The organism is Kitasatospora sp. NPDC101447 (assembly GCF_044767225.1).
Taxonomy (GTDB): domain Bacteria; phylum Actinomycetota; class Actinomycetes; order Streptomycetales; family Streptomycetaceae; genus Kitasatospora.
On the sequence record NZ_JBIWNL010000021.1, the window covers coordinates 49,703 to 73,940 of the forward strand.

At 73.6% G+C, this 24,238-nt stretch carries 19 protein-coding genes; 16 read left to right on the forward strand and 3 right to left on the reverse strand.

All coding sequences use genetic code 11. The features are described 5' to 3' along the window. Positions 1–41: 41 nt before the first annotated feature. Entirely contained in the window at positions 42–1,160 is a 1,119-nt protein-coding gene (locus ACIRST_RS26570) for a trypsin-like serine peptidase (protein ID WP_402804848.1), read from the reverse strand. Between the two features lie 54 nt (positions 1,161–1,214). Beyond that, the gene (locus ACIRST_RS26575) at positions 1,215–2,417 is read right to left on the reverse strand and encodes a trypsin-like serine peptidase (protein WP_402804850.1); all 1,203 of its coding nucleotides are present in this window, start codon (positions 2,415–2,417) and stop codon (positions 1,215–1,217) included. 483 nt (positions 2,418–2,900) lie between these two features. Between ACIRST_RS26575 and ACIRST_RS26580 the strand changes: the two genes are divergently transcribed. From ACIRST_RS26580 to ACIRST_RS26600, 5 genes are all read left to right on the forward strand, one after another. Continuing rightward, complete coding sequence (locus ACIRST_RS26580; protein WP_402804852.1) at positions 2,901–4,727, forward strand: IucA/IucC family protein; 1,827 nt, start codon at positions 2,901–2,903, stop codon at positions 4,725–4,727. Next, entirely contained in the window at positions 4,619–5,290 is a 672-nt protein-coding gene (locus ACIRST_RS26585; RefSeq protein WP_402804921.1) for a GNAT family N-acetyltransferase, read from the forward strand. The genes ACIRST_RS26580 and ACIRST_RS26585 overlap by 109 nt, the downstream gene beginning before the upstream one ends. A 165-nt stretch (positions 5,291–5,455) precedes the next feature. Then, positions 5,456–6,877 carry a SidA/IucD/PvdA family monooxygenase gene (locus ACIRST_RS26590; RefSeq protein ID WP_350523376.1) on the forward strand — a complete coding sequence of 474 codons (1,422 nt, stop codon included), beginning with the start codon at positions 5,456–5,458 and terminating at the stop codon, positions 6,875–6,877. Beyond that, entirely contained in the window at positions 6,855–8,678 is a 1,824-nt protein-coding gene (locus ACIRST_RS26595; protein WP_402804855.1) for an IucA/IucC family protein, read from the forward strand. The genes ACIRST_RS26590 and ACIRST_RS26595 overlap by 23 nt, the downstream gene beginning before the upstream one ends. 12 nt (positions 8,679–8,690) lie before the next feature. Further along, positions 8,691–10,820 (forward strand): ATP-dependent DNA helicase, encoded by a 2,130-nt coding sequence (locus ACIRST_RS26600; RefSeq protein WP_350523374.1) that lies wholly within the window; start codon positions 8,691–8,693, stop codon positions 10,818–10,820. Between the two features lie 275 nt (positions 10,821–11,095). Here ACIRST_RS26600 and lexA read toward each other — a convergent pair whose 3' ends face one another. After that, complete coding sequence (gene lexA, locus ACIRST_RS26605) at positions 11,096–11,881, reverse strand: transcriptional repressor LexA (RefSeq protein ID WP_396549750.1); 786 nt, start codon at positions 11,879–11,881, stop codon at positions 11,096–11,098. Between the two features lie 438 nt (positions 11,882–12,319). Between lexA and nrdR the strand changes: the two genes are divergently transcribed. From nrdR to ACIRST_RS26660, 11 genes are all read left to right on the forward strand, one after another. After that, positions 12,320–12,820, forward strand: a complete 501-nt coding sequence (gene nrdR, locus ACIRST_RS26610) for a transcriptional regulator NrdR (protein ID WP_350523372.1) — start codon at positions 12,320–12,322, stop codon at positions 12,818–12,820. A gap of 209 nt (positions 12,821–13,029) precedes the next feature. Beyond that, positions 13,030–15,903, forward strand: a complete 2,874-nt coding sequence (locus ACIRST_RS26615) for a vitamin B12-dependent ribonucleotide reductase (protein WP_402804857.1) — start codon at positions 13,030–13,032, stop codon at positions 15,901–15,903. A gap of 162 nt (positions 15,904–16,065) precedes the next feature. Then, the gene (locus tag ACIRST_RS26620; protein WP_396549666.1) at positions 16,066–16,833 is read left to right on the forward strand and encodes an SDR family oxidoreductase; all 768 of its coding nucleotides are present in this window, start codon (positions 16,066–16,068) and stop codon (positions 16,831–16,833) included. 105 nt (positions 16,834–16,938) lie between these two features. Further along, a complete protein-coding gene (locus tag ACIRST_RS26625; RefSeq protein ID WP_350523369.1) occupies positions 16,939–17,175 on the forward strand; it encodes an RNA polymerase subunit sigma-70 in 237 nt (78 codons plus the stop codon). A gap of 3 nt (positions 17,176–17,178) precedes the next feature. Continuing rightward, a complete protein-coding gene (locus ACIRST_RS26630) occupies positions 17,179–17,745 on the forward strand; it encodes a Clp protease N-terminal domain-containing protein (protein WP_402804860.1) in 567 nt (188 codons plus the stop codon). Between the two features lie 277 nt (positions 17,746–18,022). Continuing rightward, positions 18,023–19,822, forward strand: a complete 1,800-nt coding sequence (locus ACIRST_RS26635; protein ID WP_402804862.1) for a sensor histidine kinase — start codon at positions 18,023–18,025, stop codon at positions 19,820–19,822. Beyond that, complete coding sequence (locus tag ACIRST_RS26640) at positions 19,822–20,274, forward strand: roadblock/LC7 domain-containing protein (protein ID WP_402804864.1); 453 nt, start codon at positions 19,822–19,824, stop codon at positions 20,272–20,274. The genes ACIRST_RS26635 and ACIRST_RS26640 overlap by 1 nt, the downstream gene beginning before the upstream one ends. Further along, positions 20,271–20,639: a DUF742 domain-containing protein gene (locus ACIRST_RS26645; RefSeq protein WP_350523365.1), complete on the forward strand. Its 369-nt coding sequence runs from the start codon at positions 20,271–20,273 to the stop codon at positions 20,637–20,639. Before ACIRST_RS26640 ends, ACIRST_RS26645 begins: the two co-directional genes overlap by 4 nt. Continuing rightward, complete coding sequence (locus ACIRST_RS26650) at positions 20,620–21,387, forward strand: GTP-binding protein (RefSeq protein WP_402804866.1); 768 nt, start codon at positions 20,620–20,622, stop codon at positions 21,385–21,387. The genes ACIRST_RS26645 and ACIRST_RS26650 overlap by 20 nt, the downstream gene beginning before the upstream one ends. Next, positions 21,384–22,628, forward strand: a complete 1,245-nt coding sequence (locus ACIRST_RS26655; protein WP_396549676.1) for a cytochrome P450 — start codon at positions 21,384–21,386, stop codon at positions 22,626–22,628. The genes ACIRST_RS26650 and ACIRST_RS26655 overlap by 4 nt, the downstream gene beginning before the upstream one ends. A gap of 140 nt (positions 22,629–22,768) precedes the next feature. Continuing rightward, on the forward strand, positions 22,769–23,983 hold the full coding sequence (locus ACIRST_RS26660; RefSeq protein WP_402804869.1) for a cytochrome P450: 1,215 nt from the start codon (positions 22,769–22,771) through the stop codon (positions 23,981–23,983). Positions 23,984–24,238 lie beyond the last annotated feature (255 nt).

Here is a 24,238-nt window from a genome sequence, read left to right on the forward strand (position 1 = left end):
GGCCGGCGGACGGGGCCGGCGGACGGGGCCGGCGGACGGGGCTAGCGGACGTTCTTGGCGAAGAAGTCGAAGGCCTGCTTCGCCTGGTCCTGCAGCGAAGGGCCGGCCTGGTACCCGGCCGGACTGCGGTCGCCGATCGCGCCGACGCTGATCAGGTTGGGCTTGCCGTCCCTGGTGACGAACCAGCCGCCGCCGCTCGACCCGGCGGTCATGGCGCAGCCGATCACGTACATCGGCGGGCGGGTCGGGTCGAAGGAGAGGCGGCCGGGCGGGACCGAGGAGTCGCAGTGGTCCAGCTCCATGCCGTCGAAGGGCCGCTCGGCCGGGTAGCCGTAGGCCGCGGCCGCGGTGATCCGGTCGCGCGGGGCGTTGAACCAGACCGGGACCGAGCCGCCGACCGTCTCCTCCAGGGACGCGCCGGAGCCGTTCTCGGCGCGCACCCGCAGGATCCCGTAGTCGAACTGGTTGTGGGCGCCGACGCCGCTCTCCTGGAGCCAGGTCGGCGACACCAGCGCGCGCACCGCCGTCCACCGGCCGTACGGGGCGCTCTGCGCGTCGGAGTGCGGCTTGTCGCGGGCCGCCTGGCCGTCCCGGTTGAAGCCGGGCACGAACACCAGGTTCTTCTGCCAGCCGCCGCCCCTGCCGTCGTGCAGGCAGTGCGCGGCGGTGTAGACGAGGTTGCTGCGCCCGGGGTTGACCGGGTCGGCGACCACGGTGGCGGAGCAGGCCGCGTCGCCCTGCGGCGTGGTCATGAAGAGCCGGCCGACCACGGCGGTGGCCTGGCCGTACGGGTGCGGCTGGGGCTGGGCCGGGACGGCGGCGGGCGGGGCGTCCCGTTCGACGCCGCCGGCGGCTGGGGCGGTGAGCGAGTAATCCGGGGTGGGCCGGGGCTTGGCGGCGTCCATCCGGGCGGCCGACCAGAAGCCCGCCGCCGTCTCGTTGGCGAACCTGCTGTCGGCGACGTACTTCGTCCAGTCCTCCAGCTTCCAGCCCGTCAGGTCGCCCAGGCTGGTGGGCGCGGAGGTGGGGAGGGCGGGGGGCGGGGCGACCGGCCGGGCGGGACCGTCCGGGCCGCAGCCGGCCGCGGCCAGGGCGGCCGCGGCGAGCAGCGCGGCGCCGGCCGTCCTGGCGCGGCGCCCCCGGCTGGTGTTCGTCGGCATGCTGGATCGTCCCCCGTGCTGTGCTGGTGTTTCCGTTCCGCCCCCCGGTGGCGGCTACTGCTTCCTGGAGATCCAGTCCAGGGCCTGCTTGGCGACCGTCTCCAGGTACGGGCCGCTGAGCGAGGTGTGGTCCTGGGTGCCGATCGAGGTGTTGCTGACCAGGGCGGTCTTCCCGTCGGGCATGGTGGCGAACCAGCCGCCGCCGCTGGAGCCCTGGGTCATGGTGCAGCCGATCGTGAGCATCGTCGGGCGCTTGGCGTCGAAGGAGAGCCGGGTCGGCTTGCCGCCGTCGCACTTGTACAGCTCCTGGCCGTCGAACGGCTTGAGCAGCGGGTAGCCGACGGCCGAGACGTTCAGCTTGTCGCGCGGGGCGTCGAACCACACCGGGACGGCCGAACCGACCGTCTCCTCCAGGGACTTGCCGGTGTCGTTCTGGTTGTGCACGCGCATGACGGCGAAGTCGTACTGGTTGGCGGCGTCGCCGGTGCCGCCGCCCTCGACCATCCACTGCGGCGAGGTGGTGACCTGGTCGGCCCACCAGGTGCCGAGCGGGGCCAGTTCGGACAGCGGTGCGCGCTTGCCGCCGCTGGAGGCGCCCGAGTTGTTGTAGGCGGGCACGAACACCAGGTCCTTGTAGAAGCTGCCGCCCTTGCCCTCGTGCACGCAGTGGCCGGCCGTCCAGACCAGGTTGCTCCTGCCCGGGTGCTGCGGGTCGGCGATCACCGTCGCCGAGCAGTTGCCGCGGCCGCCCTTGGCGGAGAAGAACACCTTGCCGGAGGGCTGCTTGGTGTACGGGCGGGGCAGCGCGACGGCGTTGACCACCGGCGGTTCGGGGTCGGTCACGCCGTCGTCGGTGGCGGGCGCGGGGGTGGCCGGGGCGGGCTTGGTGGCCGGCGGGGCCGGCTCGGCGGGCTTGGAGTCGCCCATCGTGTCCGGGTCCCAGAAGTCCTTCACCACCGGGTTGTCGAAGACGTGCTTGGACGCCCACTTGTCCCAGTCCTCGAACTTCCACTTCTTCAGGTCGTCCCAGCTCCTCGGCAGGCCCTCCAGCAGGCTGGTCGGCAGACCGGAGGGGAGGGTGATCCCGCCGATCACGCCACCCCCGCCGCTGCCGCCGGTCGCCGCGGCCGAGGACGGCGGCGGCGCGGCGCTGCCCGGGCCGTCGCCCGCCGGGCCGTCCGGCCCGCAGGCGCTCGCGGCGAGCAGGGTTCCGGCGACCACGGCGGCGGCCAGGGCTGATCGGTGGATCGTAGGCATCTGTGCGCTTCCCCCTGTGCTCGGTCGGTTCTGTGCTGGGTCGGTCTCTTCCGGGCCGGTCTTCGCCGGGTCGTGCCGGGCCCGGCCGGTGTCGGCCTGCCCGGTGACGGCCCGTCCGTGCGGTGTCGGCACGGTCGGTGTCGGCCCGTCCGGTGACGGGTCGTCCGTGCGCGGCCGGTCCGCCGTGGGCGGGCCCGCCGTCCTGGAGTCTTCCATCGCGGACGAGGACGACCGTGTCCGCCCCCCGGTTGCGGGCCCGTCAGGAGGTCGCCGGTCCGTGACGCGGGACCGGTCGGCTCGTTGGCACAGCAGGGCGTTTCGCCCCGATGGTGGACAATCCCCGATCTTCACCCGGATGAGTGAGCCGTCCTTGTGATCACCCCTCAGGGATAGGTAACCCTTACCTGACGCGACGGTGAGAGCGCTCGCCGACCCCTCCACCACAGCGCGCGTCCGCACCCCCACGCGCCCCAAGGAGCAGCCTTGAGCACCGCCCTCACCGGAGCCCCGCCCGAACCGCCGCAGCCGGCGGAGCCCGTGCGCGAGGAGCACCAGCCCGGGCCCGACCCGCTGCTGCACCCCGACCCCGCCGTCGCCGCCGAACAGGCCGCCGTGGAAGCCCTGTTGCGCTGCTGGATGCGGGAGACCGGGGCCCGGCCCGGCCCGGACGGCCGGCTGCGGATCGCCGTCCTCGGCGGCGCCGCCCGGCTCACCGCCCCGGTCCGCTACTGGTCGCCCGGCGGCTGGCACCGCTTCGGTCCGGCCACCCTCGCGGCCGGCGCGGGCGGCGTCGTGGCGGAGGGGGCCGACGCCCCGGTGGACGCCGTCACCGCCGCCGCACTGCTCGCCGCTGCGGCCGCCGAGCGACCCGACCCCGGACAGGTCGCCGACCTCGCCGCCCGGGTCGCCGACTCGGTCGTCCGCACCGCCGAGATCCTCGCGCACCGCCGCACCGCCGCCGTGCCCGGCGGACCGGAGCGCTCGCACTTCCTCGCCGCCGAGCAGTCCCTGCTGCTGGGCCACCCGCTGCACCCCACCCCGAAGAGCCGCGACGGCCTCGGCCCCGCGCAGAGCGCCGCCTACTCGCCCGAACTGCACGGCTCCTTCCAACTCCACTGGTACGCCGTGGACCGCGAGCTGCTCGCCGCAGGATCCGCCGTCGCCGAGAGCGCCGACCGGCTCACCGCCGGGCTGCTCGACGGCCGCCTCGCCCTGCCGCCCGGCACCGCAGCCCTGCCCCTGCACCCCTGGCAGGCCCGCGAGCTCGCCCACCGTCCGGCCGTCGCCGCGCTGCTCGCCGACGGACTGCTGCACGACCTCGGCCCGGCCGGCGAACCCTGGCACCCCACCTCCTCGGTGCGCACCGTCTACCGGCCCGGCACCCCCTGGATGCTCAAGCTCTCGCTCGGCCTGCGGATCACCAACTCCCGCCGGGAGAACCTGCGCAAGGAACTGCACCGCGGCCTGGAGATGCACCGGCTGCTGGAGAGCGGCCTGGCCGCCGAGTGGCGGGCCGCCCACCCCGGCTTCGACATCGTCCGCGACCCGGCCTGGATCGGCGTCGACCACCCGGCGCTCGGCGACCCGGGCGGCCTGGACACCGTGCTGCGCGCCCAGCCCTTCGCCCCCGCCGAGCGCGCGCTGTGCGTCGCCGGACTGGTCGCCGAACAGCCGCTCGGCACCGGCGACACCGTGCCCTCCCGGCTCGGCGACACCCTGCGGACGCTCGCCGCGCGCTGCGGCCGCCCGCTGCCGACGGTGACGGCCGAATGGTTCCTGCGCTACCTGGACGCCGTGGTGCTCCCCATCCTGTGGCTGGACGGCCGGGGCGGCATCGCCCTGGAGGCGCACCAGCAGAACAGCCTCGTCCTGCTGGACGCCGACGGCTGGCCGAGCGGTGGCCGCTACCGCGACAACCAGGGCTACTACTACCGGGAGAGCGCCGCCGAACGGCTCACCGCCCGGCTGCCCGGCCTCGGCGCCGACAGCGACACCTTCCTGCCGGACCCGGTCATCGACCACCACTTCGCCTACTACCTCGGGATCAACCACGTCCTCGGCCTGATCGGCGCCCTCGGCTCCCAGCGGCTGGCCGACGAGACGGTGCTGCTGGCCGCGCTGCGCCGGTTCCTGGCCGGACCGCGGGTCGCCGCCACCGGCTCGGCGCTGCCCGCCCTGCTGCTGGACGCGCCCACGCTGCCCTGCAAGGCCAACCTGCTCACCCGGATCAACGGCATGGACGAACTGGTCGGCCCGGTTGCCAGCCAGTCCGTCTACGTGGACATCCCCAACCCGGTGGCGGGTGGCTGATGCTGGACGACCTGCCCGGGTGGGGCGCGATCCCCACCCCGGCCGGCGAGTTCCGGCTCAGCCCGGTCCGGCTGCCCGCCGACCTGGAGCTGCTCGCCGGGTGGATGAACGACCCCGAGGTCGCGGCCTTCTGGGAGCTCGCCGGGCCGGCGGAGGCCACCGGCCGGCACGTCCGGGCGCAGCTGGACGGCGACGGCCGCAGCGTCCCCTGCCTCGGCCTGCTCGACGGCGAGCCGATGAGCTACTGGGAGGTCTACCGCGCCGACCTCGACCCGCTGGCCGCGCACTACCCGGCCCGGCCGCACGACACCGGCGTCCACCTGCTGCTCGGCCCCGCCGCCAGCCGCGGCCGGGGGCTCGGGGCCGTCCTGCTGGCCGCGCTCGCCGAACGGATCCTGCGCCGCCGCCCGGCCTGCGAGCGGGTCGTCGCGGAACCGGACGTCCGCAACCGGCGCTCGGTCCGGGCCTTCGAACGGGCCGGGTTCCGGGCGGCCGCCGAACTCGACCTGCCCGACAAGCGCGCCGCCCTGATGGTGCGGGCCCGGGCTCCCCGCGCCGTGTAGCCCCGCCCGCCGGGCTGCGCCGCCCCGGCCCGGGCAGCACCCGACCCGCCCGGGCCGACCACGCCCCGCCCCGACCCCTCCCGGCCCGACCGATCCTCCCGGCCCGACCGATCCGCCCCCGGCCCCGGCCGGTCCGCCCGGCCCCGACCCCGCCTAGGACACCCCGTGGACACCCCAGCACCGCCGCCGCCGTACGACCTGCTCGGCGTCGGCATCGGCCCGTTCAACCTCTCGCTCGCCGCGCTCGCCCAGCCTGTCCCCGGCCTGCGCACGCTCTTCTGCGACCAGCGCCCGGAGTTCCGCTGGCACCACGGGATGCTGGTGGACGGGGCCCGGATGCAGGTGCCGTTCCTCGCCGACCTGGTCTCGCTGGTGGACCCGACCAGCCCGTGGTCCTTCCTCAACTACCTGCGCGAACAGGACCGGCTGTTCCCGTTCTACTTCGCCGAGCGCTTCCAGCTGCCGCGCCGCGAGTACGACCACTACTGCCGCTGGGCCGCCGAGCGGCTGGCCAACTGCCGCTTCGGCACCGAGGTCACCGCCCTGCACTGGGCCGCCGCACCGGGGGAGGAGCCCTGCTACCGGGTCGAGCTGACCGACACCGCGACCGGCCGGCGGTCCACCGTACGGGCCCGCAACCTGGCCCTCGGCGTCGGCACCCGCCCGGTCCTGCCGGACGCCTTCGCCGGCCTCGCCGACCACCCGCGGGCCTTCCACTCCGCCGACTACCTGGACCGCCGCGCCGACCTGGCCGGCGCCCGGGACATCACCGTGATCGGCAGCGGGCAGTCCGGCGCCGAGGTCTTCCTCGACCTGCTCCGCCGCCACGGGGACGACGGCGTCCGGCTGCGCTGGCTCACCCGCACCCGGGCCCTCGCACCCATGGAGTACTCCAAGCTCGGCCTGGAGCACTTCACCCCCGACTACACCCGCTACTTCCACGGCCTGCCCGGACCCGTCCGGGACGCCCTGGTCACCGCCCAGTGGCAGCTCCACAAGGCCGCCAGCGCCGAGACCCTCGCCGAGATCCACGACCACCTCTACGAGCGCACCATCGGCCGCCCGATCGACGACGCCCCGGTCGAGATCACCCCCGGCACCGCCGTCACCGGCACCCGCCCCGGCCCCTGCGGCGGCCTCGAACTGCACTGCCGGCACACCGACTCCGGCGCCGAGCACCTCCTGCGCACCGACGCCGTCGTGCTCGCCACCGGCTACCGGGCCGCCCGCCCGGCCGCGCTCGAACCGCTCGCCGACCTCATCGACTGGGACGAGGCCGGGCGCTACCGCGTCGACCTGGACCACCGGGTCGCCACCCGGCCCGGGCTCACCGGCGGCCTCTACGTCCAGAACGCCGAACTGCACACCCACGGCGTCGGCACCCCCGACCTGGGACTCGGCGCCCACCGCGCCGCCGTGATCCTCAACGCCGTCACCGGGCGGACCGTCCACCGGCTGCCCGACCGCACCGCCTGGACCGGCTTCGCGCCGTCCGTCCCGGCACCGCCCGTCAGCGCACCCCTCGAACAGACCCCCGTCCTCCCCCGCCCCCAGGAGCTGACCCGTGCCGCAACCGTCGGCCGCTGAACCGCCGCTCTACCTGCCCCCGCACCTCACCGCCGGGCACTGGCAGCGGGCCGGCCGCGCCCTGCTCGCCAAGATGCTCGGCGAGTTCGCCTACGAGGAACTGCTCAAACCCGCGCCCGGGGCCCTCGACGGCGAGTACCTGCTGAAGCTGCCCGAGGTCGAGTACCGCTTCACCGCCCGGCGCGGCGCCTACGACGGCTGGCAGGTCGAGCCCGAGTCGATCAGCTGCTCCCGCCCCGACGGACTGGACCCGCTGCGCTTCCTGCCGTACGCCCGGCAGACCCTCGGCATGCGCGGCGAGACCACCGCCCACCTGATCCGCGAACTCTCCGCCACCCTGACCTCCGACGCCCGCCAGCTCGCCACCGCGCTCACCGCCGCCGAACTCGCCGAGCTCGACCACACCGCGCTGGAGGGCCGGCAGGGCGGCCACCCCTGGATCGTCCCCAACAAGGGCCGGATCGGCTTCTCGGCCGGCGACGCCGCCCGCTGGACCCCGGAGGCCCGCAGCCCGCGCCCACTGCCCTGGATCGCCGTCCACCGCCGGCTCGCCGAGTACCGGGGCGTGCCCGGCCTGGAACACCCGGAGCAGTTGTACGCCCGCGAGCTGGACGACGTCGGGGCACTGCGCGCCGCCCTCGGCCCGGACGCCGACGACTACCTGCTGCTGCCCGTCCACCCCTGGCAGTGGGAGGAGACGGTCCTGCCCCTGTTCGCGCCCTGGATCGCCTCCGGCGAGATCGTCCCGCTGCCCTCGGACGGCGACCCACGGCTGCCCCAGCAGTCCATCCGCTCCTTCTTCAACACCGCCCACCCCGAGCGCTGCACCGTCAAGCTGCCCCTGTCCATCCTCAACACCCTGGTCTGGCGCGGCCTGCCCACCGAACGCACCCTGGCCGCGCCCGCCGTCACCGCCTGGCTGCACGGCCTGCGCGACGCCGACCCGTTCCTGCGCGACGAGTGCCGGGTGATCCTCCTCGGCGAGATCGCCTCCGTCACCGTCGACCACCCCGTCTACGGCGCGATGCCCGAGGCCCCGTACCAGTACAAGGAACTGCTCGGCGCGATCTGGCGCGAACCGCTCGGCCCCTTCCTGGACGGCGGCGAGCGCGCCCGCACCCTGGCCGCCCTGCTGCAGACCGGCTCCGACGGGCGGGCCCTCGCCGCCGAGCTGATCGCCCGCTCCGGCCTCACCCCGGCCGAGTGGACCGGCCAGCTGTTCGCCGCCATGCTGCCGCCCCTGCTGCACTTCCTCTACCGGTACGGACTGGTCTTCTCCCCGCACGGCGAGAACGCCATCGTGGTCTTCGACGAGCGCGACACCCCGACCCGGCTCGCGGTCAAGGACTTCGTGGACGACGTCAACCTCAGCTCGCAGGACCTGCCCGAGCTGCGCGACCTGCCCGCCGAGGTCGCCGACGTGCTGCTGCGGGAGGGGGCGCAGGGGCTCTGCCAGTTCATCCACTCCGGGCTGTTCATCGGCGTCTTCCGCTACCTCGCCCCGCTGCTGGAGGCGCAGACCGGACTGCCCGAGACCGAGTTCTGGGCCCTGCTGCGCGCCGAGGTCCTGCGCCACCAGGACCGCTTCCCCGAGCTGCGCGAGCGCTTCGAGCTGTTCGACCTGTTCCGGCCCCGGATCGACCGGCTCTGCCTCAACCGCAACCGGCTGCTCCTCGACGGCTACCAGGACCGCCCGCACCGCCCGCACGCCGCCCGGTTCGGGACCGTGCCGAACGCGTTGGTGGCGGTGGACGTGCGACTGCCCGCGCAACGGGACCGGATTGTCACCCCCGCCCCGTAGGGTGGGAGTGTCATGACGAACGACTCCGAATCCCACGACTCCGAATCCCAGCGGGCGGCGGACCTCGGCGACGACGCCGGGGAAGCCGTGGCCGTCCCGCGCTCGCGGATCCCCGAGCTGCTGCACGCCGCGGTGGCGGCCGTCGGCGGCGTCGAACGCCCCGGCCAGGTCCGGATGGCCGAGGCCGTCGCCGACGCCGTCGACCACGGCGAGCACCTGCTCGTCCAGGCCGGCACCGGCACCGGGAAGTCCCTGGCCTACCTGGTGCCCGCGCTCGCGCACGGGGACCGCGTGGTGGTCGCCACCGCCACCCTGGCGCTGCAACGCCAGCTGGTGGAGCGGGACTTGCCGCGCACCGTCGAGGCAATGCACCCGGTGCTGCGCCGCCGCCCGCTGTTCGCGATGCTCAAGGGCCGCTCCAACTACCTGTGCCTGCACCGGGCCAACGAGGGCACCCCGAGCGACGAGGGCGAGGGCCTGTTCGACCCGGTGGACGCGCTCGGCGGGCCCACCGGCAAGCTCGGGCAGGACGTGCTGAGGCTGCGCGACTGGGCCGAGGAGACCGAGACCGGGGACCGGGACGACATGAGCCCCGGCGTCTCCGACAGGGCCTGGGCCCAGCTGTCGGTCACCTCCAAGGAGTGCCTGGGCGCCACCCGCTGCCCGTACGGGCAGGAGTGCTTCGCCGAGAAGGCGCGGGAGCGGGCCAAGCTGGCGGACGTCGTGGTCACCAACCACGCGATGCTCGCGATCGACGCGATCGAGGGCGCTCCGGTGCTGCCCGAACACGGGCTGCTGATCGTGGACGAGGCGCACGAGCTGGTCAACCGGGTCACCGGTGCGGCCACCGCCGAGCTGACCGTCGGCGCGGTCAACCGGGCCGTGAAGCGGGCCGCCCGGCTCGCCAACGAGAAGGCCGTGGACGCCCTGCAGGCCGCGGCCGAGAACTACCACGGCCTGATGGAGACCGCCCAGCCCGGCCGGGTCGAGGAACTGCCCGAGTACCTGGCGTACGCGGTCACCGCGATCCGGGACGCCGCCCGCCAGGTGATCAGCTCGCTCGGCGAGACCAGGGACAAGGGGCTCAGCGACGAGGACGCCGTCCGCAAGCAGGCGATGGCCTCGGCCGAGACCCTGCACGAGACCGCCGAGCGGCTGCTGGAGGACTCCGAGTACGACGTGGTCTGGATCGAGCGCAGCGACCGCTACGGGCTGGGCACCGCCTCGCTGCGGGTCGCCCCGCTGAGCGTCTCCGGGCTGCTGCGCGAGGGGCTGTACAAGGAGCGCTCGGTCGTCCTCACCTCGGCCACGCTCAAGCTCGGCGGGGACTTCAACGGTGTCGCCGCCTCCGTCGGCCTGCCGTCCGAGACCCGGCTGCCGGACGTCCGGACGGCCGGGGACAACCCCGAGCCCGGCCCCGGTTTCGGCGAGGACGCGGTGCCGCACTGGCGCGGGATCGACGTCGGCTCCCCGTTCAAGTACCCCAAGCAGGGCATCCTGTACGTCGCCAAGCACCTGGCCGACCCCGGGCGCGATCCCGAACGGCCCGACATGCTGGACGAGTTGGCCGAGCTGATCGGCGCGGCCGGCGGTCGGACACTGGGCCTGTTCTCCTCGATGCGCGGCGCCCAGGCCGCCGCCGAGGCGATGCGGGAACGGCTCGACCAGCGGATCCTGCTCCAGGGGGAGGACACCCTCGGCGAGTTGATCCGCGAGTTCGCCTCGGACGCGTCCACCTGCCTGTTCGGCACGCTCTCGCTCTGGCAGGGCGTGGACGTGCCCGGTTCGGCCTGCCAGCTGGTCGTGATGGACCGCATCCCGTTCCCCCGGCCCGACGACCCGCTGATGAGCGCCCGCCAGAAGGACGTCGAACAGCGCGGCGGCAACGGCTTCATGGCGGTCGCGGCGACGCACGCGGCGCTGCTGATGGCGCAGGGCGCGGGCCGGCTGGTGCGCGCGGCGGACGACCGCGGCGTGGTGGCGGTGCTCGACCCGCGGGTGGAGACCAAGCGGTACGGGGGCTTCTTCCGCTCCTCGATGCCCGAGTTCTGGTACACCACGGACCGCAACCAGGTGCGCCGCTCGCTGGCGGCGATCGACGCCTCGGCGGCTCCGGTGCGGCCGGTGGTGAAGCGGGGCTGATCGCCGGCTGATCGTCCCGGGCCGTGATGCGCCGGCCACCCGTGGTGCTCCGGCCGGCGTTCCCGGGCGGCGTGGGCCCGGTCGGCGTGGGTTCGGGCGGCAACGGCCCCGGTCGGTGCGGGCCCGGTCGGTGCGGGCCCGGTCGGTGCGGGCCCGGTCGGTGCGGGCCCGGGAGGGAACGACGGAGGGGCTCCCCGCGGATCGCGGTGGAGCCCCTTCCCGTTGCCGTGGGCCGCCGGAGGGTGTCCGGGGGTCTCCGAGGGCGCCGGGGGGCGTCAGAGGCGGCGCAGCACCGCGACGACCTTGCCCAGGATGGTCGCGTTGTCGCCGTTGATCGGCTCGTACGCGGGGTTGTGCGGCATCAGCCAGATCCGGCCGTCCTCCCGCTTGAGCCGCTTGACCGTGGCCTCGCCGTCGATCATCGCGGCCACGATGTCGCCGTTCTCGGCGACCGGCTGGCGGCGCACGGTGACCCAGTCGCCGTCGCAGATGGCCGCCTCGATCATCGAGTCGCCGCGCACGGTGAGCGCGAACAGCTCCCCCTCGCCGACCAGTTGGCGGGGCAGCGGGAAGACGTCCTCGACCGTCTGCTCGGCCAGGATGGGCCCGCCGGCGGCGATCCGGCCGACCAGCGGCACGTAGGAGGTGGACGGGCGGCCCGCCGTCTCGGCGGTGTTGGGGCGCGCCACCTCGACGCCGCGGACCTCGTACGCCCGCGGACGGTGCGGATCCCGGCGCAGGAAGCCCTTGCGCTCCAGGGCCATCAGCTGGTGCGCCACCGAGGAGGTGCTGGAGAGGCCGACGGCCTGGCCGATCTCGCGCATGGACGGCGGGTAGCCCCGGCGCTGGACGGAGTCCCGGATGACCTCGATCACCCGGCGCTGGCGCTCGGTGAGCCCGGCCTCGTCGGTGCGGATGCCGGGCGGGCGGCCCGGCATCGCGCGGGCGGGCGAGGAGTGGGTGTCGTCCATCGCCGAGGAGTGTTCGATCGGCTGGTCGGGCACGCGGTTGGAGCCGGAAAGGGCCGTGCCGGAGAGCCGGTGGTCTTCGCTGCGGTCCATGCTGATGTCCACGCTCTGCTGATTCGTGGTGCGCTGCCCCACCTTGAACTGGGAGTGTTCCTGCACCGGGATGGTGTTGCTTTCGATCGTGTTCACGGCGGCCCCTCTCGACGGCTGTCCTCTCCCTTTTCCAGCCCAACGCACCTCCTATCGAAAGGTTGCGCCAAACACACGTTCGAGTGAATTATTCGGGAGTTGGCTGACTCGATCAAGGCTTTGTTGTACATCGAGTAAATGTTCGACCGGAACCCGACTCCGGCAGTCTAATCGGCGTCGACACGCCAGGGGTGTCACTTCCCCCGAAGGCCTAGATGTAGTGGCTACAGTCCTCTCCGTGCCCAGTACTAGTGGTCGCCGCGCATGATCAGCTTGCCGAGGCCGGGGGCGCATCGCATAGACTCGACTGGTCCGCACGATCTGCCAGGGAGGGATCCCGAGGTGCACTGCCCCTTCTGCCGGCATTCCGACAGCCGCGTTGTCGACAGCCGGACCACCGAGGACGGCAGCTGCATCCGCCGCCGTCGGCAGTGCCCGGACTGCGGCCGCCGCTTCACCACGGTGGAGACGGCCGCGCTGATGGTCATCAAGCGCAGCGGCGTCACCGAGCCGTTCTCCCGGCAGAAGGTCATCACCGGCGTCCGCAAGGCCTGCCAGGGCCGACCGGTCACCGAGGACGCGCTGGCCCAGCTCGGCCAGCGGGTCGAGGAGTGCGTGCGCGCCAGCGGCAGCGCCGAGCTGACCACCCACGACGTGGGGCTGGCCATACTCGGCCCGCTCAAGGAACTCGACGTGGTCGCCTACCTGCGCTTCGCCAGCGTGTACCAGGCCTACGACGGACTGGAAGACTTCGAGGCCGCCATCGCGGAACTCCGCGCCGAACGGCCCCGCACCCCGGAGACGGACGACGCCCGCGTGTCCGTCTCCGCCGCCGCGCCCTAGGAGGCGCCGGCGTCACCGGCCCCAGTCGGGGCCCGGCCGCACCACAAGGCCCCACGGGGCCCCGGCGTGCCCGGAAACGGGACGCAGAACACTACAAACCGTGCGAAGGCAGGCAGCGTCCCCGCCTGCCCGCACACCGGAAGAACGAACCAGCGGTGCCCGGACTTTTCAGGGCACTTCGGGCGTTTGCCCAGGAGGAGGAGCGAGAAGTGACAGACACCACGAGCGGTTCCGCACGCGGGTCGAAGTCCGAGAAGGCCGCGGCCAAGGGCGCCAAGGCCCCGAAGGGCGGTCTGCGGATGGAGCGCATCCACACCACTCCTGGCGTGCACCCGTACGACGCGGTCCGCTGGGAGCGGCGTGACGTCGTCATGACCAACTGGCGTGACGGGTCGATCAACTTCGAGCAGCGCGGCGTCGAGTTCCCCGACTTCTGGTCGGTCAACGCCGTCAACATCGTCACGTCCAAGTACTTCCGCGGCGCCGTCGGCACCCCGCAGCGCGAGTGGAGCCTCAAGCAGATCATCGACCGCGTGGTGCTCACCTACCGCGCCGCCGGCGAGAAGCACGGCTACTTCGCCACCGCGGACGACGCCGAGATCTTCGAGCACGAGCTGACCCACGCCCTCCTCCACCAGGTGTTCAGCTTCAACTCGCCGGTCTGGTTCAACGTCGGGACCAAGCAGCCCCAGCAGGTCAGCGCCTGCTTCATCCTGGCCGTCGACGACTCCATGGAGTCGATCCTCGACTGGTACAAGGAAGAGGGCATGATCTTCAAGGGCGGCTCCGGCGCCGGCCTCAACCTCTCCCGGATCCGCTCCTCCAAGGAGCTGCTGTCCTCCGGCGGCAACGCCTCCGGCCCGGTCTCCTTCATGCGCGGCGCCGACGCCTCCGCCGGCACCATCAAGTCCGGCGGCGCCACCCGCCGCGCGGCCAAGATGGTCGTGCTCGACGTCGACCACCCGGACGTCGAGGCCTTCATCGAGACCAAGGTGAAGGAGGAGGAGAAGATCCGCGCCCTGCGCGACGCGGGCTTCGACATGGACCTCGGCGGGGACGACATCACCTCCGTCCAGTACCAGAACGCCAACAACTCGGTCCGCGTCTCCGACGAATTCATGACCGCCGTCGAGAACGGCACCGAGTTCGGCCTGCGCGCCCGGATGACCGGCGAGGTCATCGAGACCGTCGACGCGAAGAAGCTGTTCCGCAAGATGGCCGAGGCCGCCTGGGCCTGCGCCGACCCGGGCATCCAGTACGACTCCACCATCAACCACTGGCACACCTGCCCGGAGTCCGGCCGCATCAACGCGTCCAACCCCTGCTCCGAGTACATGCACCTGGACAACTCCAGCTGCAACCTCGCCTCGCTCAACCTGATGAAGTTCCTGCGGGACGATGACTCCTTCGACGCCGAGCGCTTCGCCAAGGTCGTCGAGCTGGTCATCACCGCGATGGACATCTCCATCTGCTTCGCCGACTTCCCGACCGAGAAGATCGGCGAGACCACCCGCGCCTACCGCCAGCTCGGCATCGGGTACGCGAACCTCGGCGCCCTGCTGATGGCCACCGGCCACGCCTACGACAGCGAGGGCGGCCGCGCCCTGGCCGGCGCCATCACCTCCCTGATGACCGGCACCGCCTACCGCCGCGGCGCCGAACTCGCAGGCGTGGTGGGCCCCTACGACGGCTACGCCCGCAACGCGGTCGCGCACCGGCAGGTCATGAAGCAGCACGCGGACGCCTCGCTCGACGCCGTCTCGGTGGACGAGCTGGACGCCCCGGTCTGGCTGGCGGCCAACAAGACCTGGCAGGACGTCGTGCGCATCGGCGCGGAGAACGGCTTCCGCAACGCCCAGGCCTCGGTCCTCGCCCCGACCGGCACCATCGGCCTGATGATGGACTGCGACACCACCGGCGTCGAGCCCGACCTGGCCCTGGTCAAGTTCAAGAAGCTCGTCGGCGGCGGCTCGATGCAGATCGTCAACGGCACCGTCCCGCGCGCACTGGGGCGCCTCGGGTACCAGGACGAGCAGATCGAGGCGATCGTCGCCCACATCGCCGAGCACGGCAACGTGGTGGACGCGCCGGGTCTCAAGTCCGAGCACTACGAGGTGTTCGACTGCGCGATGGGCGAGCGCTCCATCTCGCCGATGGGGCACGTGCGGATGATGGCCGCGATCCAGCCGTGGATCTCCGGCGCCATCTCCAAGACCGTCAACATGCCGGCCGCCGCGACCGTCGAGGACGTCGAGGAGATCTACTTCGAGGCGTGGAAGATGGGCGTCAAGGCGCTCGCCATCTACCGCGAAAACTCGAAGGTCGGCCAGCCGCTGTCGGCCAAGAAGAAGGACTCCGAGACCAAGGCCGACGAGGCCACGGCCCCCGCCGCGGTCGAGAAGGTCGTCGAGTACCGCCCGGTCCGCAAGCGTCTGCCCAAGGGCCGTCCGGGCATCACCACCTCCTTCACGGTCGGTGGCGCCGAGGGCTACATGACCGCCAACTCCTACCCGGACGACGGCCTGGGCGAGGTCTTCCTGAAGATGTCCAAGCAGGGCTCGACCCTCGCGGGCATGATGGACGCCTTCTCGATCGCCGTCTCGGTCGGCCTGCAGTACGGCGTGCCGCTGGAGACGTACGTCTCGAAGTTCACCAACATGCGCTTCGAGCCGGCCGGTCTGACCGACGACCCGGACGTGCGGATGGCGCAGTCGATCGTCGACTACATCTTCCGCCGCCTGGCGCTGGACTTCCTGCCGTTCGAGACCCGCTCGGCGCTCGGCATCCACTCCGTCGAGGAGCGCACGCGCCACCTGGAGACCGGCTCCTACGAGCCGCTGGAGGCCGAGGAGCTCGACACCGAGTCGCTCGCCCAGTCGGCCCCGGTGGCCGCCAAGCCGGCCCCGGCGGTCGAGGCGCCCAAGGCGGCCCCGAAGCAGGCCCACAACTCCACGGAGCTGATGGAGATCCAGCTCGGCCTCAACGCCGACGCCCCGCTCTGCTTCTCCTGCGGCACCAAGATGCGCCGCGCCGGCAGCTGCTACCTCTGCGAGGGCTGCGGCTCCACCAGCGGCTGCAGCTGATCGTGATCGACCCCGGTTCCACCCGATGAGGTGAAACCCGAGGCGGGGCGAGGACTTCGTGTCCTCGCCCCGCCTCTTTTCGTGCTCCGAATCCGCCGATGTCACGGATCGGGGCCGTGTCCGGTCCCTAGGGGGAAGGCAGTCGACGAGAGGAGCGGTGTGGTGAACGGGACTGTGCTGGTGACCGGGGCGACGGGGACGTTGGGACGGGAGGTGGTGCGGCTGCTGGTGGCGCGCGGGGTGGCGGTGCGGGGGTTGAGCCGGCGGGCGCGGAGCGGGGACGACGGGGTCGAGTGGGTGGTCGGGGACCTGGTGAGCGGGGCCGGGATCGCCGGGGCGATGGCCGGGGTCGAGGTGGTGGTCGACTGTGCGACCACGCAGAGGAAGGCGGACGTGGCGGCGGTCCGCACGCTGGTGGCGCAGGCGCGGGAGGCCGGCGTCCGGCACCTGCTGTACGTGTCGATCGTGGGGATCGACCGGGTGCCGATGGCGTACTACAACACGAAGCTCGCCTGTGAGCAGGTGGTCCGGGAGTCGGGGCTGGGGTGGACGGTGCTGCGGGCGACGCAGTTCCACGACCTGCTGCTGAGGTTCTTCGACGCCTCGGTGAAGCTGCCGGTGTTCCCCGTGCTCGGCGGGGCGCGGTTCCAGCCGGTGGACGTCCGGGAGGTGGCTGCGGCGGTCGTCGCCCTGGTGGGGGAGGAGCCCGCGGGGTTCGCACCGGAGGTGGGCGGGCCGCAGGTGCGGACGTACCGGGAGCTGGCCGGGGCGTACCTGCGGGCGGCGGGCAAGCGGCGGGTGCTGCTGCCGTTGCGGGTGCCGGGGGCGGCGGGCCGCGGGCTGCGGGCGGGCGGGAACCTGGCGCCGGAGCGGGCGGTGGGCCGGGGGACCTTCGAGGAGGCGCTGGAGCGTCGGTTCGGCGGCCGCTGAGGCCCGGGTCGTCGGCCGGGTCGCCGGCGGAGTTGCCGCCGGAGCCCTCGGCGGAGTTGTCAACCAGGGTTGACATCCGCGCGAGTGTCAACCAAAGTTGACAGCATGAGCGAGAGCGGAGAACTCGCGGCCGCGGCGAGCAGCCGTGACCCGGCCGTGGGGCTCCGGGCGGTCCGCGCCCTGCGCGATCTGGCGGACCGCCTGGAGGCCCTGCAGGTGGGCAACGCCCGGTCGCAGGGCTGGTCCTGGCAGGACATCGCGGTCTGCCTCGGGGTGACCAGGCAGGCGGTGCACAAGAAGTACGCCCGGCGAGGTACCGGTGGGGACCAGGACGGAGGCTGAGGGATGTTCGAGCGATTCACCGAGTCGGCGCGGCAGGTCGTGGTCGCCGCGCAGCAGGAGGCGCGGGAGCTGCGGCACGGCTACGTCGGCACGGAGCACCTCCTGCTGGCGGTCCTGGGCCGGGCGGAGGACCCGGCCGCCGGGGTGCTGACGGAGGCCGGCCTGGACCACGGGACGGCTCGGCAGGCGGTGCGCCGTCTGCTGGGGGAGACCGGCCAGGCGCAGGCGCTCGCCTCGATCGGGGTCGATCTGGACGCGGTGCGGGAGGCGGTCGAGTCGGTCTTCGGGGAGGGCGCGTTGGACGCCCCGCCCGAGGAGGCGCCGAAGCGTCGGGGCTGGTTCCGCTCCGGCGGCGCGAGGGGCGGGCACATCCCGTTCACGGCGCGGGCGAGGAAGGCGGTGGAGCTGTCGCTGCGGGAGTCGCTGCGGCTGAAGTCGGGGGAGATCGGGGTCGGGCACCTGCTGCTCGGCGTGCTCCGCGAGGGGGAGGGCCTGGGGGTGCGGGTGGTCGTCGACCACGGGCTGGATCCGAACGCCGTCCGGCAGGCGGTCGAGCGGACGCTGGAGTGAAGCCCCGGTTGTGAACCGGGCCGCTCGGTCGTGCGGCGGTTGCGTCGCGAATCGGTGTACGGGTCGTGGATGGAGGAGACTGCCCGTCAACTGACCGCTTGAGGCCAATGTCTGAATCGATATGATCGGCCGACAAGCGTGAACCGATCAGCCGCCCGGAGACGTTTCGCGACGTCGCCGGGCGGTCTGGTATGCGCCCCACCAGCTGTCGGCGGTCGCGACCGTCGCCGATCCGCCGCCGTGCCGCCGCCCGCCGACGTTGCCGAGGACCGCACCGATGAGAGAAGCCACCAGCCCCGACGGCCGGCCGCGCCGACGGCCCGCACCCCGTACCGTCGCCCTGACGGCGGCCGCCGTCCTGCTGGCGCTGGTCGCCGCACCGGTCGGCGTCAGCCGGGCGCTGGGCGCGCACCAGCCGCTCACCGCCCTCGCGGTGGGCGCCGTCACCGTCCTGTGGCTGATAGCCGTCGGCCTCGCCGCGACCGGCACCGAACGCTCCCACAGGCTGGCCGAAGACGTGGAGGACCGGCACCAGGAGGCGATGACGGCGCTGGTCGTGGCCGGCGCCGCCCGGCAGGCCGAAGCGGCGGCCAAGGGCCGCACCGCCGCTGCGGAGGCCGAGCGGGACGCTGCTCGGGCCGAGCAAGCCCGGGCGGAGTCGGACGTCTCCGCCGCGCACGCCGAGCTGGCCCGGGTGCGGGCCGAGCTGGACGCCGAGCTGGCCGGGGTGCGGGCCGAGCTGGCGGCCGAGCGGGCCGGCCTGGAGACGGAGCGGGCGCGGGCCGAGGCCGAGCGCGCCGAGCTGGACCTGATCGCCGAGGGCGTCCTTCCCGAGGTGGTGAAGAAGCTGCGCGCCGGCGCCGCCGTGGACAGCGCGCTGGCCGCCCACCGCAAGCACCCGCAGTACGCGCTGCTGCGCGCCGTCGGTGAGGAGATCGGCCGGGGCGAGCGGCTGCGGGCCGCCGCGCTCGCGGTCTGCGCGACCGCCGCCGGGCGGGTCCAGGCGCTGGCCACGAGCATGCACGCCGAGCTTCGCGAGATGCAGCACCGGCACAACGAGGAGGTGCTCGGCGACCTGCTGAGCCTGGACCACTCGACCGCCCAGGCGGGCCGGATGGCCGACAGCATCGCGGTGCTCACCGGGGCCCGCTCGGGCCGCCGCTGGGCCAAGCCGATCGCGGTGGAGTCGGTGCTGCGCGGTGCGCTGGGCCGGATCGGCGCCTACCAGCGGGTGCGGCTGCACAACGCCAGCACCGCTGCGGTCGCCGGGTACGCCGCCGAGGGCGTCATGCACGCGCTGGCCGAGCTGCTGGACAACGCCACCAACTTCTCCGCCCCGCCGGCCGAGGTGCACGTCTACGTCGAGGAGGTGCCGGCCGGACTGGTGGTCACCGTCGAGGACAGCGGGCTCGGCCTGAGCGACAGCTGGCTGCGCCGGGCCGAACGGGCCGTCTCCCCCGAGCCGCTGGACCTGACCATGCTGTCCGCCGGTACCCGGCTGGGCCTCGCGGTGGTCGGTGCGCTGGCCCGCAAGCACGGGCTGCAGATCTCCTTCCGGCCGTCGGCGCGCGGCGGTACGGGGGTGGTGATGCTGATCCCCCAGCAGCTGGTCTCGCACCCCGCTCCGGCGCCCACCCCGGCGGCCGTCCCGACGCAGGCACCGGTCGCCGAGTCCGCGCGCCCGGCGCTCACCCCCGCACGCCCGGCCCCCACCCCCCTGCCGCCGGCGCCCGCCGCACCGACCGCGCTCACCGCCCCGACCGTACTCACCGCCCCGACCGCACGCACTGCCCCGGCCGCACCCGTCTCCGCGGCCCCGCTCCCGCCCGCTCCCGCCCGCGTGACCGACAGCGGCCTGCCGCAGCGTCGGCGCGGGCAGACGCTGGCCACCGCTCCGGCGGCGGACCGGGCCGCGAAGCCCGTCCGCACCGACGCGGCGAGCGCGGCCGCCCGGTTCGGCGCGTTCCGCCGGGCCGCCGCCCGTCCGGTGGAGGGCGAGCAGCACTCCACCGGGACGCCGACCACGGACACCGACACCACGCCCGACGCTTCCCCCGTCACCGAGAAGGACACCTGATGAGCAGCGCCCCCGACCGCGACCTCGACTGGCTGTTGGAAAACCTGCTGGCGGCAACCCCCGGCACCCGGCACGCCCTGGTTCTCTCCGCCGACGGCCTCAAGCTCTGTCACACCGCCGGGCTCGGCAACGACCAGGCCGACCAGCTGGCCGCGATCGCGTCCGGCCTGCAGAGCCTGGCGCACGGCGCCTCGATCGAGTTCGGCGACGGCAGCGGCGGAGTCCGGCAGTCGATGACCGAGTTCCACGGCGGCATCCTGTGCATCGTGGCGGCCGGCGAGGGCGCGCACCTCGCGGTGGTCACGGACGACGACGCGGACGTCGGCGTGGTCGGCCACAACATGCACGGCCTGATCGAGCAGATCGGCATCCACCTCAGCGCCCCGGCCCGCAGCACGGAGGACGGGGCGGCGGACGAGAGCGCCGCCACACCGGAGGGCGCGGGGATATGACCGACGGGTCGGTGCTGCCGGGCCGTGACGACGACCCGGACCGCCTCTACACCATCACCAAGGGCCGCAGCCGCGCCCCGGAGAACGCCTTCGACCTGGTCACCCTGATCGTCGCCGAACGGCAGCCGACGCCCGGGATGCAGTCGGAGCACGTCCGGATCCTGCGGATGTGCGAGGCCCCGACCGCCGTCGTGGAGGTGGCGGCGGAGCTGGCGCTGCCCATCTCGGTGGTGAAGATCCTGCTCGGCGACCTGCTGGAGTCCGGGGCGGTCACCGCCCGCCACCCCCGGTTCGCGCCGAACAAGGCCCGGCTGCCCGACCTCGACACGCTGAAGCAGGTGCTGCATGGCCTCCAACGGCTCTGACGTCCGGCCCGCCGGGCGCACTCCGCTGCGGGCGACCGCCGACAACGCGCTGAAGATCGTCGTGGTCGGCGGCTTCGGGGTGGGCAAGACCACCCTGGTCGGCTCGGTCAGCGAGATCCGCCCGCTGAACACCGAGGAGGTGATGACCCGGGCGGGGGAGGGCATCGACCCGGCCGGTTCCTGGGGCAAGCGCTCCACCACGGTCGCCTTCGACTTCGGCCGGATCACCCTCTCCGAGCGCCAGGTGCTGTACCTGTTCGGTGCGCCCGGGCAGGAGCGCTTCTGGTTTCTCTGGGACCGGCTGTTCAGCGGCGCCCTGGGCGCGGTCGTCCTGGTCGACACCCGGCGGCTGGAGGACTCCTGGTACGCGATCGACCGGCTGGAGCACCACGGCACCCCGTTCATCGTGGCCCGCAACAACTTCGGCGAGCCGAGCCACACCCTGGAGCAGGTCCGGGAGGCGCTCGACCTGCCGGCCGAGGTGCCGCTGGTGGACTGCGACGCGCGTGACCGCGAGTCCGGCAAGCGGGTGCTGATCGAACTGGTCCACCACCTGGCGGCCCTGGCCGGTGCCGACGAGGCCTACCTGGCCGAGGCCGTCGAGGCCGCTGGTGCCGCTGGTGCCGCCGCCGGTGCCGACGCGGCCGGCCACCCGGCCGGTGCCCCTGCAGCCGACCCGACCGGCTCCGAAGAGGCTGCCGCCCCGGCAGCGGCCCCCACCGCGATGTACGAGGAGAGCACCCCGTGACCGAGCCCGCCGTCACCCCGCCGCCGGGCTGCCCGGCGCACGCCGGCGCCACGCCGCTGTACGGGCCGCGCTTCCAGACCGACCCGGCCCAGCTCTACCGCGAGCTGCGGGCCGCGCACGGCCCGGTCGCCCCGGTCGAGCTGGCCGGCGGCGTGCCCGCCTGGCTGGTCATCGGCTACCGCGAGCTGCAGCTGGTGACCGGTCAGCCGCAGCTGTTCGGCCGTGACTCCAGCCGGTGGAACGCCTGGGAGACGCTGCCCGCAGACTGGCCGCTCAAGCCGATGATGGCGCCCGTCCCCTCGATCCTGTACGCCGAGGGCGAGGAGCACGTCCGGCGTTCGCGCGCGGTCACCGACGCACTGGCCGGGATCGACCCGTACGAGCTGCGCAAGCACTCCGAGGAGATCGCCGACGGGCTGATCGACGAGTTCGCCGGCCGCGGCGAGGCGGACCTGGTCGCCGAGTACGCGCACCGGATGCCGCTGCTGGTGCTGTGCCGGGTGCTCGGCCTGGACGAGGAGCAGGCACCGCAGTTGATCGCGGCGCTGCTGTCGATGCTGGACGGCGGTCCGGACGCGCCGGCCGGCGCCCAGCGGCTGCTGGAGCTGATGCTCGCCCTGGTCGAGGAGAAGGCCGAGCACCCGGGCGCCGACGTCGCCTCGCGGATGCTGGAACACGAGGCCGGGCTGAACCACGACGAGGTGATGCGCGACCTGCGGGTGCTGCTGATCGCCGGCCACCAGCCGTCCTCGTACTGGATCTCCAACGCGCTGCGGCTGATGCTGACCGACGAGCGGTTCGCCGCCTCGCTGGCGGGCGGTCGGCGCAGCATCAGCCAGGCGCTGAACGAGGCGCTCTGGGAGGACACCCCGACGCAGATCTTCGCCGGGCGCTGGGCGGTCCGGGACACCCAGCTGGGCGGCCAGCGGATCGGTGCGGGCGACATGGTGCTGCTGGGCTTCGCCGGGGCGAACGCGGACCCGTCGGTGCGGCAGGCCGACGGCCGGCCGGCCGAGGGCAACCGGGCGCACATGAGCTACTCCTACGGCGAGCACGGCTGTCCGTTCCCGGCCCAGGAGGCGGCCGAGGTGATCGCGACGACTGCGATCGAGGTGCTGCTGGACCGGCTGCCGGATCTCCGGCTGGCGGTCGCCGAGCACGCGCTGGTGTGGCGGCCGTCGGCCTGGGTGCGCGGGCTGGTGGCGCTGCCGGTCTCGTTCACCCCGGGCCACCCGGCCTGATCCGTCGAACCCGTCGAACCCGTCGACACCCGTCGTCCGTCGCCGTCCGTCGCGGACCGTCGCCCATCGGTGCCGATCGTCTGCCGACCGTCGGCGGGTCCGGCCCCCGTCGACACCCCGTCGTCCGAAAGAGAGTTGCGATGACCGCTGCCCAGGCCTCGATCGTCCTCGACCCGCTGGCCCGTGACAACGCGGCCGAGGGCGCCCTGCTGCGGGCCGCCGGCCCGGTGGTGCCGGTCGAGCTGCCCGGCGGCGTGGCCGCCTGGGCGGTGACCCGGCACGCGGCGGCGCGCGAGCTGCTGACGGACGCCCGGCTGGTGAAGGACGCCGCGCACTGGGGCGCCTACCAGCGCGGCGAGGTGCCGAAGACCTGGCCGCTGATCGGCCTGGCGGTGCCCGGTCCGAGCATGGTGACCACGGACGGCGCCGAGCACCGCCGGCTGCGGGCGCTGGTGGCGCAGGCCTTCACCCCGCGCCGGGTGGAGCTGATGCGCCCGCGCGTCGAGGAGATCACCCACGCGCTGCTGGACGCCCTGGCGGCGGGGGAGCCGGAGGTCGACCTGAAGACGGCCTTCGCCTTCCCGCTGCCGATGACGGTGATCTGCTCGCTGCTGGGTGTGCCGGAGTCGGACCACGGGGTGCTGCGCGACCTGTACGAGCGGTTCTTCGGCATCAAGCCGGACCCGTCGGGCATCCAGGCGACCATCGCCGGACTGAACGCCTTCGTCAACGACCTGGTGGCGCAGCGCCGTTCCGCCCCGGGCGAGGACCTGGCGAGCGTGCTGCTGGCGGCCGACACCGAGGGCGGGGCGCTGACCGACGCGGAGGCGGCGGCCACCCTGCGGGTGATCATCGCGGCCGGTCACGAGACCACGGTGAACCTGATCGGCAACGCGGTGCGGGCACTGCTGGCGCACCCGGACCAGCTGGAGCTGGTGCGCTCGGGGCAGGTGTCCTGGGACGCGGTGGTGGAGGAGTCGCTCCGCTGGACGCCGCCGACCAGCAACTTCCTGTTCCGCTTCACCGCCGCGGACATCCCGGTCGGCGACGTGGTGATCCCGGCGGGCGAGCCGGTGCTGGTCTCGTACAACGCGATCGGCCGGGACCCGCTGCAGCACGGGGTGACGGCGGAGCTGTTCGACGTCACCCGGGACCCGACCCGGCACCTGTCCTTCGGCCACGGGCCGCACGTCTGCCCGGGTTCGCCGCTGGCCCGGCTGGAGGCGGGCGTCGCGCTGCCGGCGCTGTTCGAGCGGTTCCCGAAGCTGTCGCTCGCGGTGCCGGACGCCGATCTCCGGCCGAGTCCGTCGCTGGTGGTGAACAGTCTGCTGGATCTGCCGATCCGGCTGTTCTGACGCCTCTGGCACCTCCCACCTCCCACCTCTCTGACGCCTCTGGCACCTCTGACTGATCTGATGAGGCGTCATTAAATGTGCCCCGTCCGGGTTTCCGGGCGGGGCCTTCGACTTCTGGTGGCGGTGGTCCGGATTCCGGCTGGTCGCGGGTCACGGTCGGGACACCGCCTTGTGAAGGTCGAACGTGGACCTTGGCGCCGGGCGGCTGCTGCGTTAACGTCTTCGATCAGTTCGGCCGCCGTCCGCCCGCGATCC

What these genes read in the sequence shown, in the direction of transcription:
- ACIRST_RS26570 (WP_402804848.1), bottom strand. Translation starts at nt 1,160, where the DNA reads ATGCCGACGAACACCAGCCGGGGGCGCCGCGCCAGGACGGCCGGCGCC.
- ACIRST_RS26575 (WP_402804850.1), bottom strand. Translation starts at nt 2,417, where the DNA reads ATGCCTACGATCCACCGATCAGCCCTGGCCGCCGCCGTGGTCGCCGGA.
- ACIRST_RS26600 (WP_350523374.1), top strand. Translation starts at nt 8,691, where the DNA reads ATGACGAACGACTCCGAATCCCACGACTCCGAATCCCAGCGGGCGGCG.
- lexA (WP_396549750.1), bottom strand. Translation starts at nt 11,881, where the DNA reads ATGGACCGCAGCGAAGACCACCGGCTCTCCGGCACGGCCCTTTCCGGC.
- ACIRST_RS26625 (WP_350523369.1), top strand. Translation starts at nt 16,939, where the DNA reads ATGAGCGAGAGCGGAGAACTCGCGGCCGCGGCGAGCAGCCGTGACCCG.
- ACIRST_RS26630 (WP_402804860.1), top strand. Translation starts at nt 17,179, where the DNA reads ATGTTCGAGCGATTCACCGAGTCGGCGCGGCAGGTCGTGGTCGCCGCG.
- ACIRST_RS26635 (WP_402804862.1), top strand. Translation starts at nt 18,023, where the DNA reads ATGAGAGAAGCCACCAGCCCCGACGGCCGGCCGCGCCGACGGCCCGCA.
- ACIRST_RS26640 (WP_402804864.1), top strand. Translation starts at nt 19,822, where the DNA reads ATGAGCAGCGCCCCCGACCGCGACCTCGACTGGCTGTTGGAAAACCTG.
- ACIRST_RS26645 (WP_350523365.1), top strand. Translation starts at nt 20,271, where the DNA reads ATGACCGACGGGTCGGTGCTGCCGGGCCGTGACGACGACCCGGACCGC.
- ACIRST_RS26650 (WP_402804866.1), top strand. Translation starts at nt 20,620, where the DNA reads ATGGCCTCCAACGGCTCTGACGTCCGGCCCGCCGGGCGCACTCCGCTG.
- ACIRST_RS26660 (WP_402804869.1), top strand. Translation starts at nt 22,769, where the DNA reads ATGACCGCTGCCCAGGCCTCGATCGTCCTCGACCCGCTGGCCCGTGAC.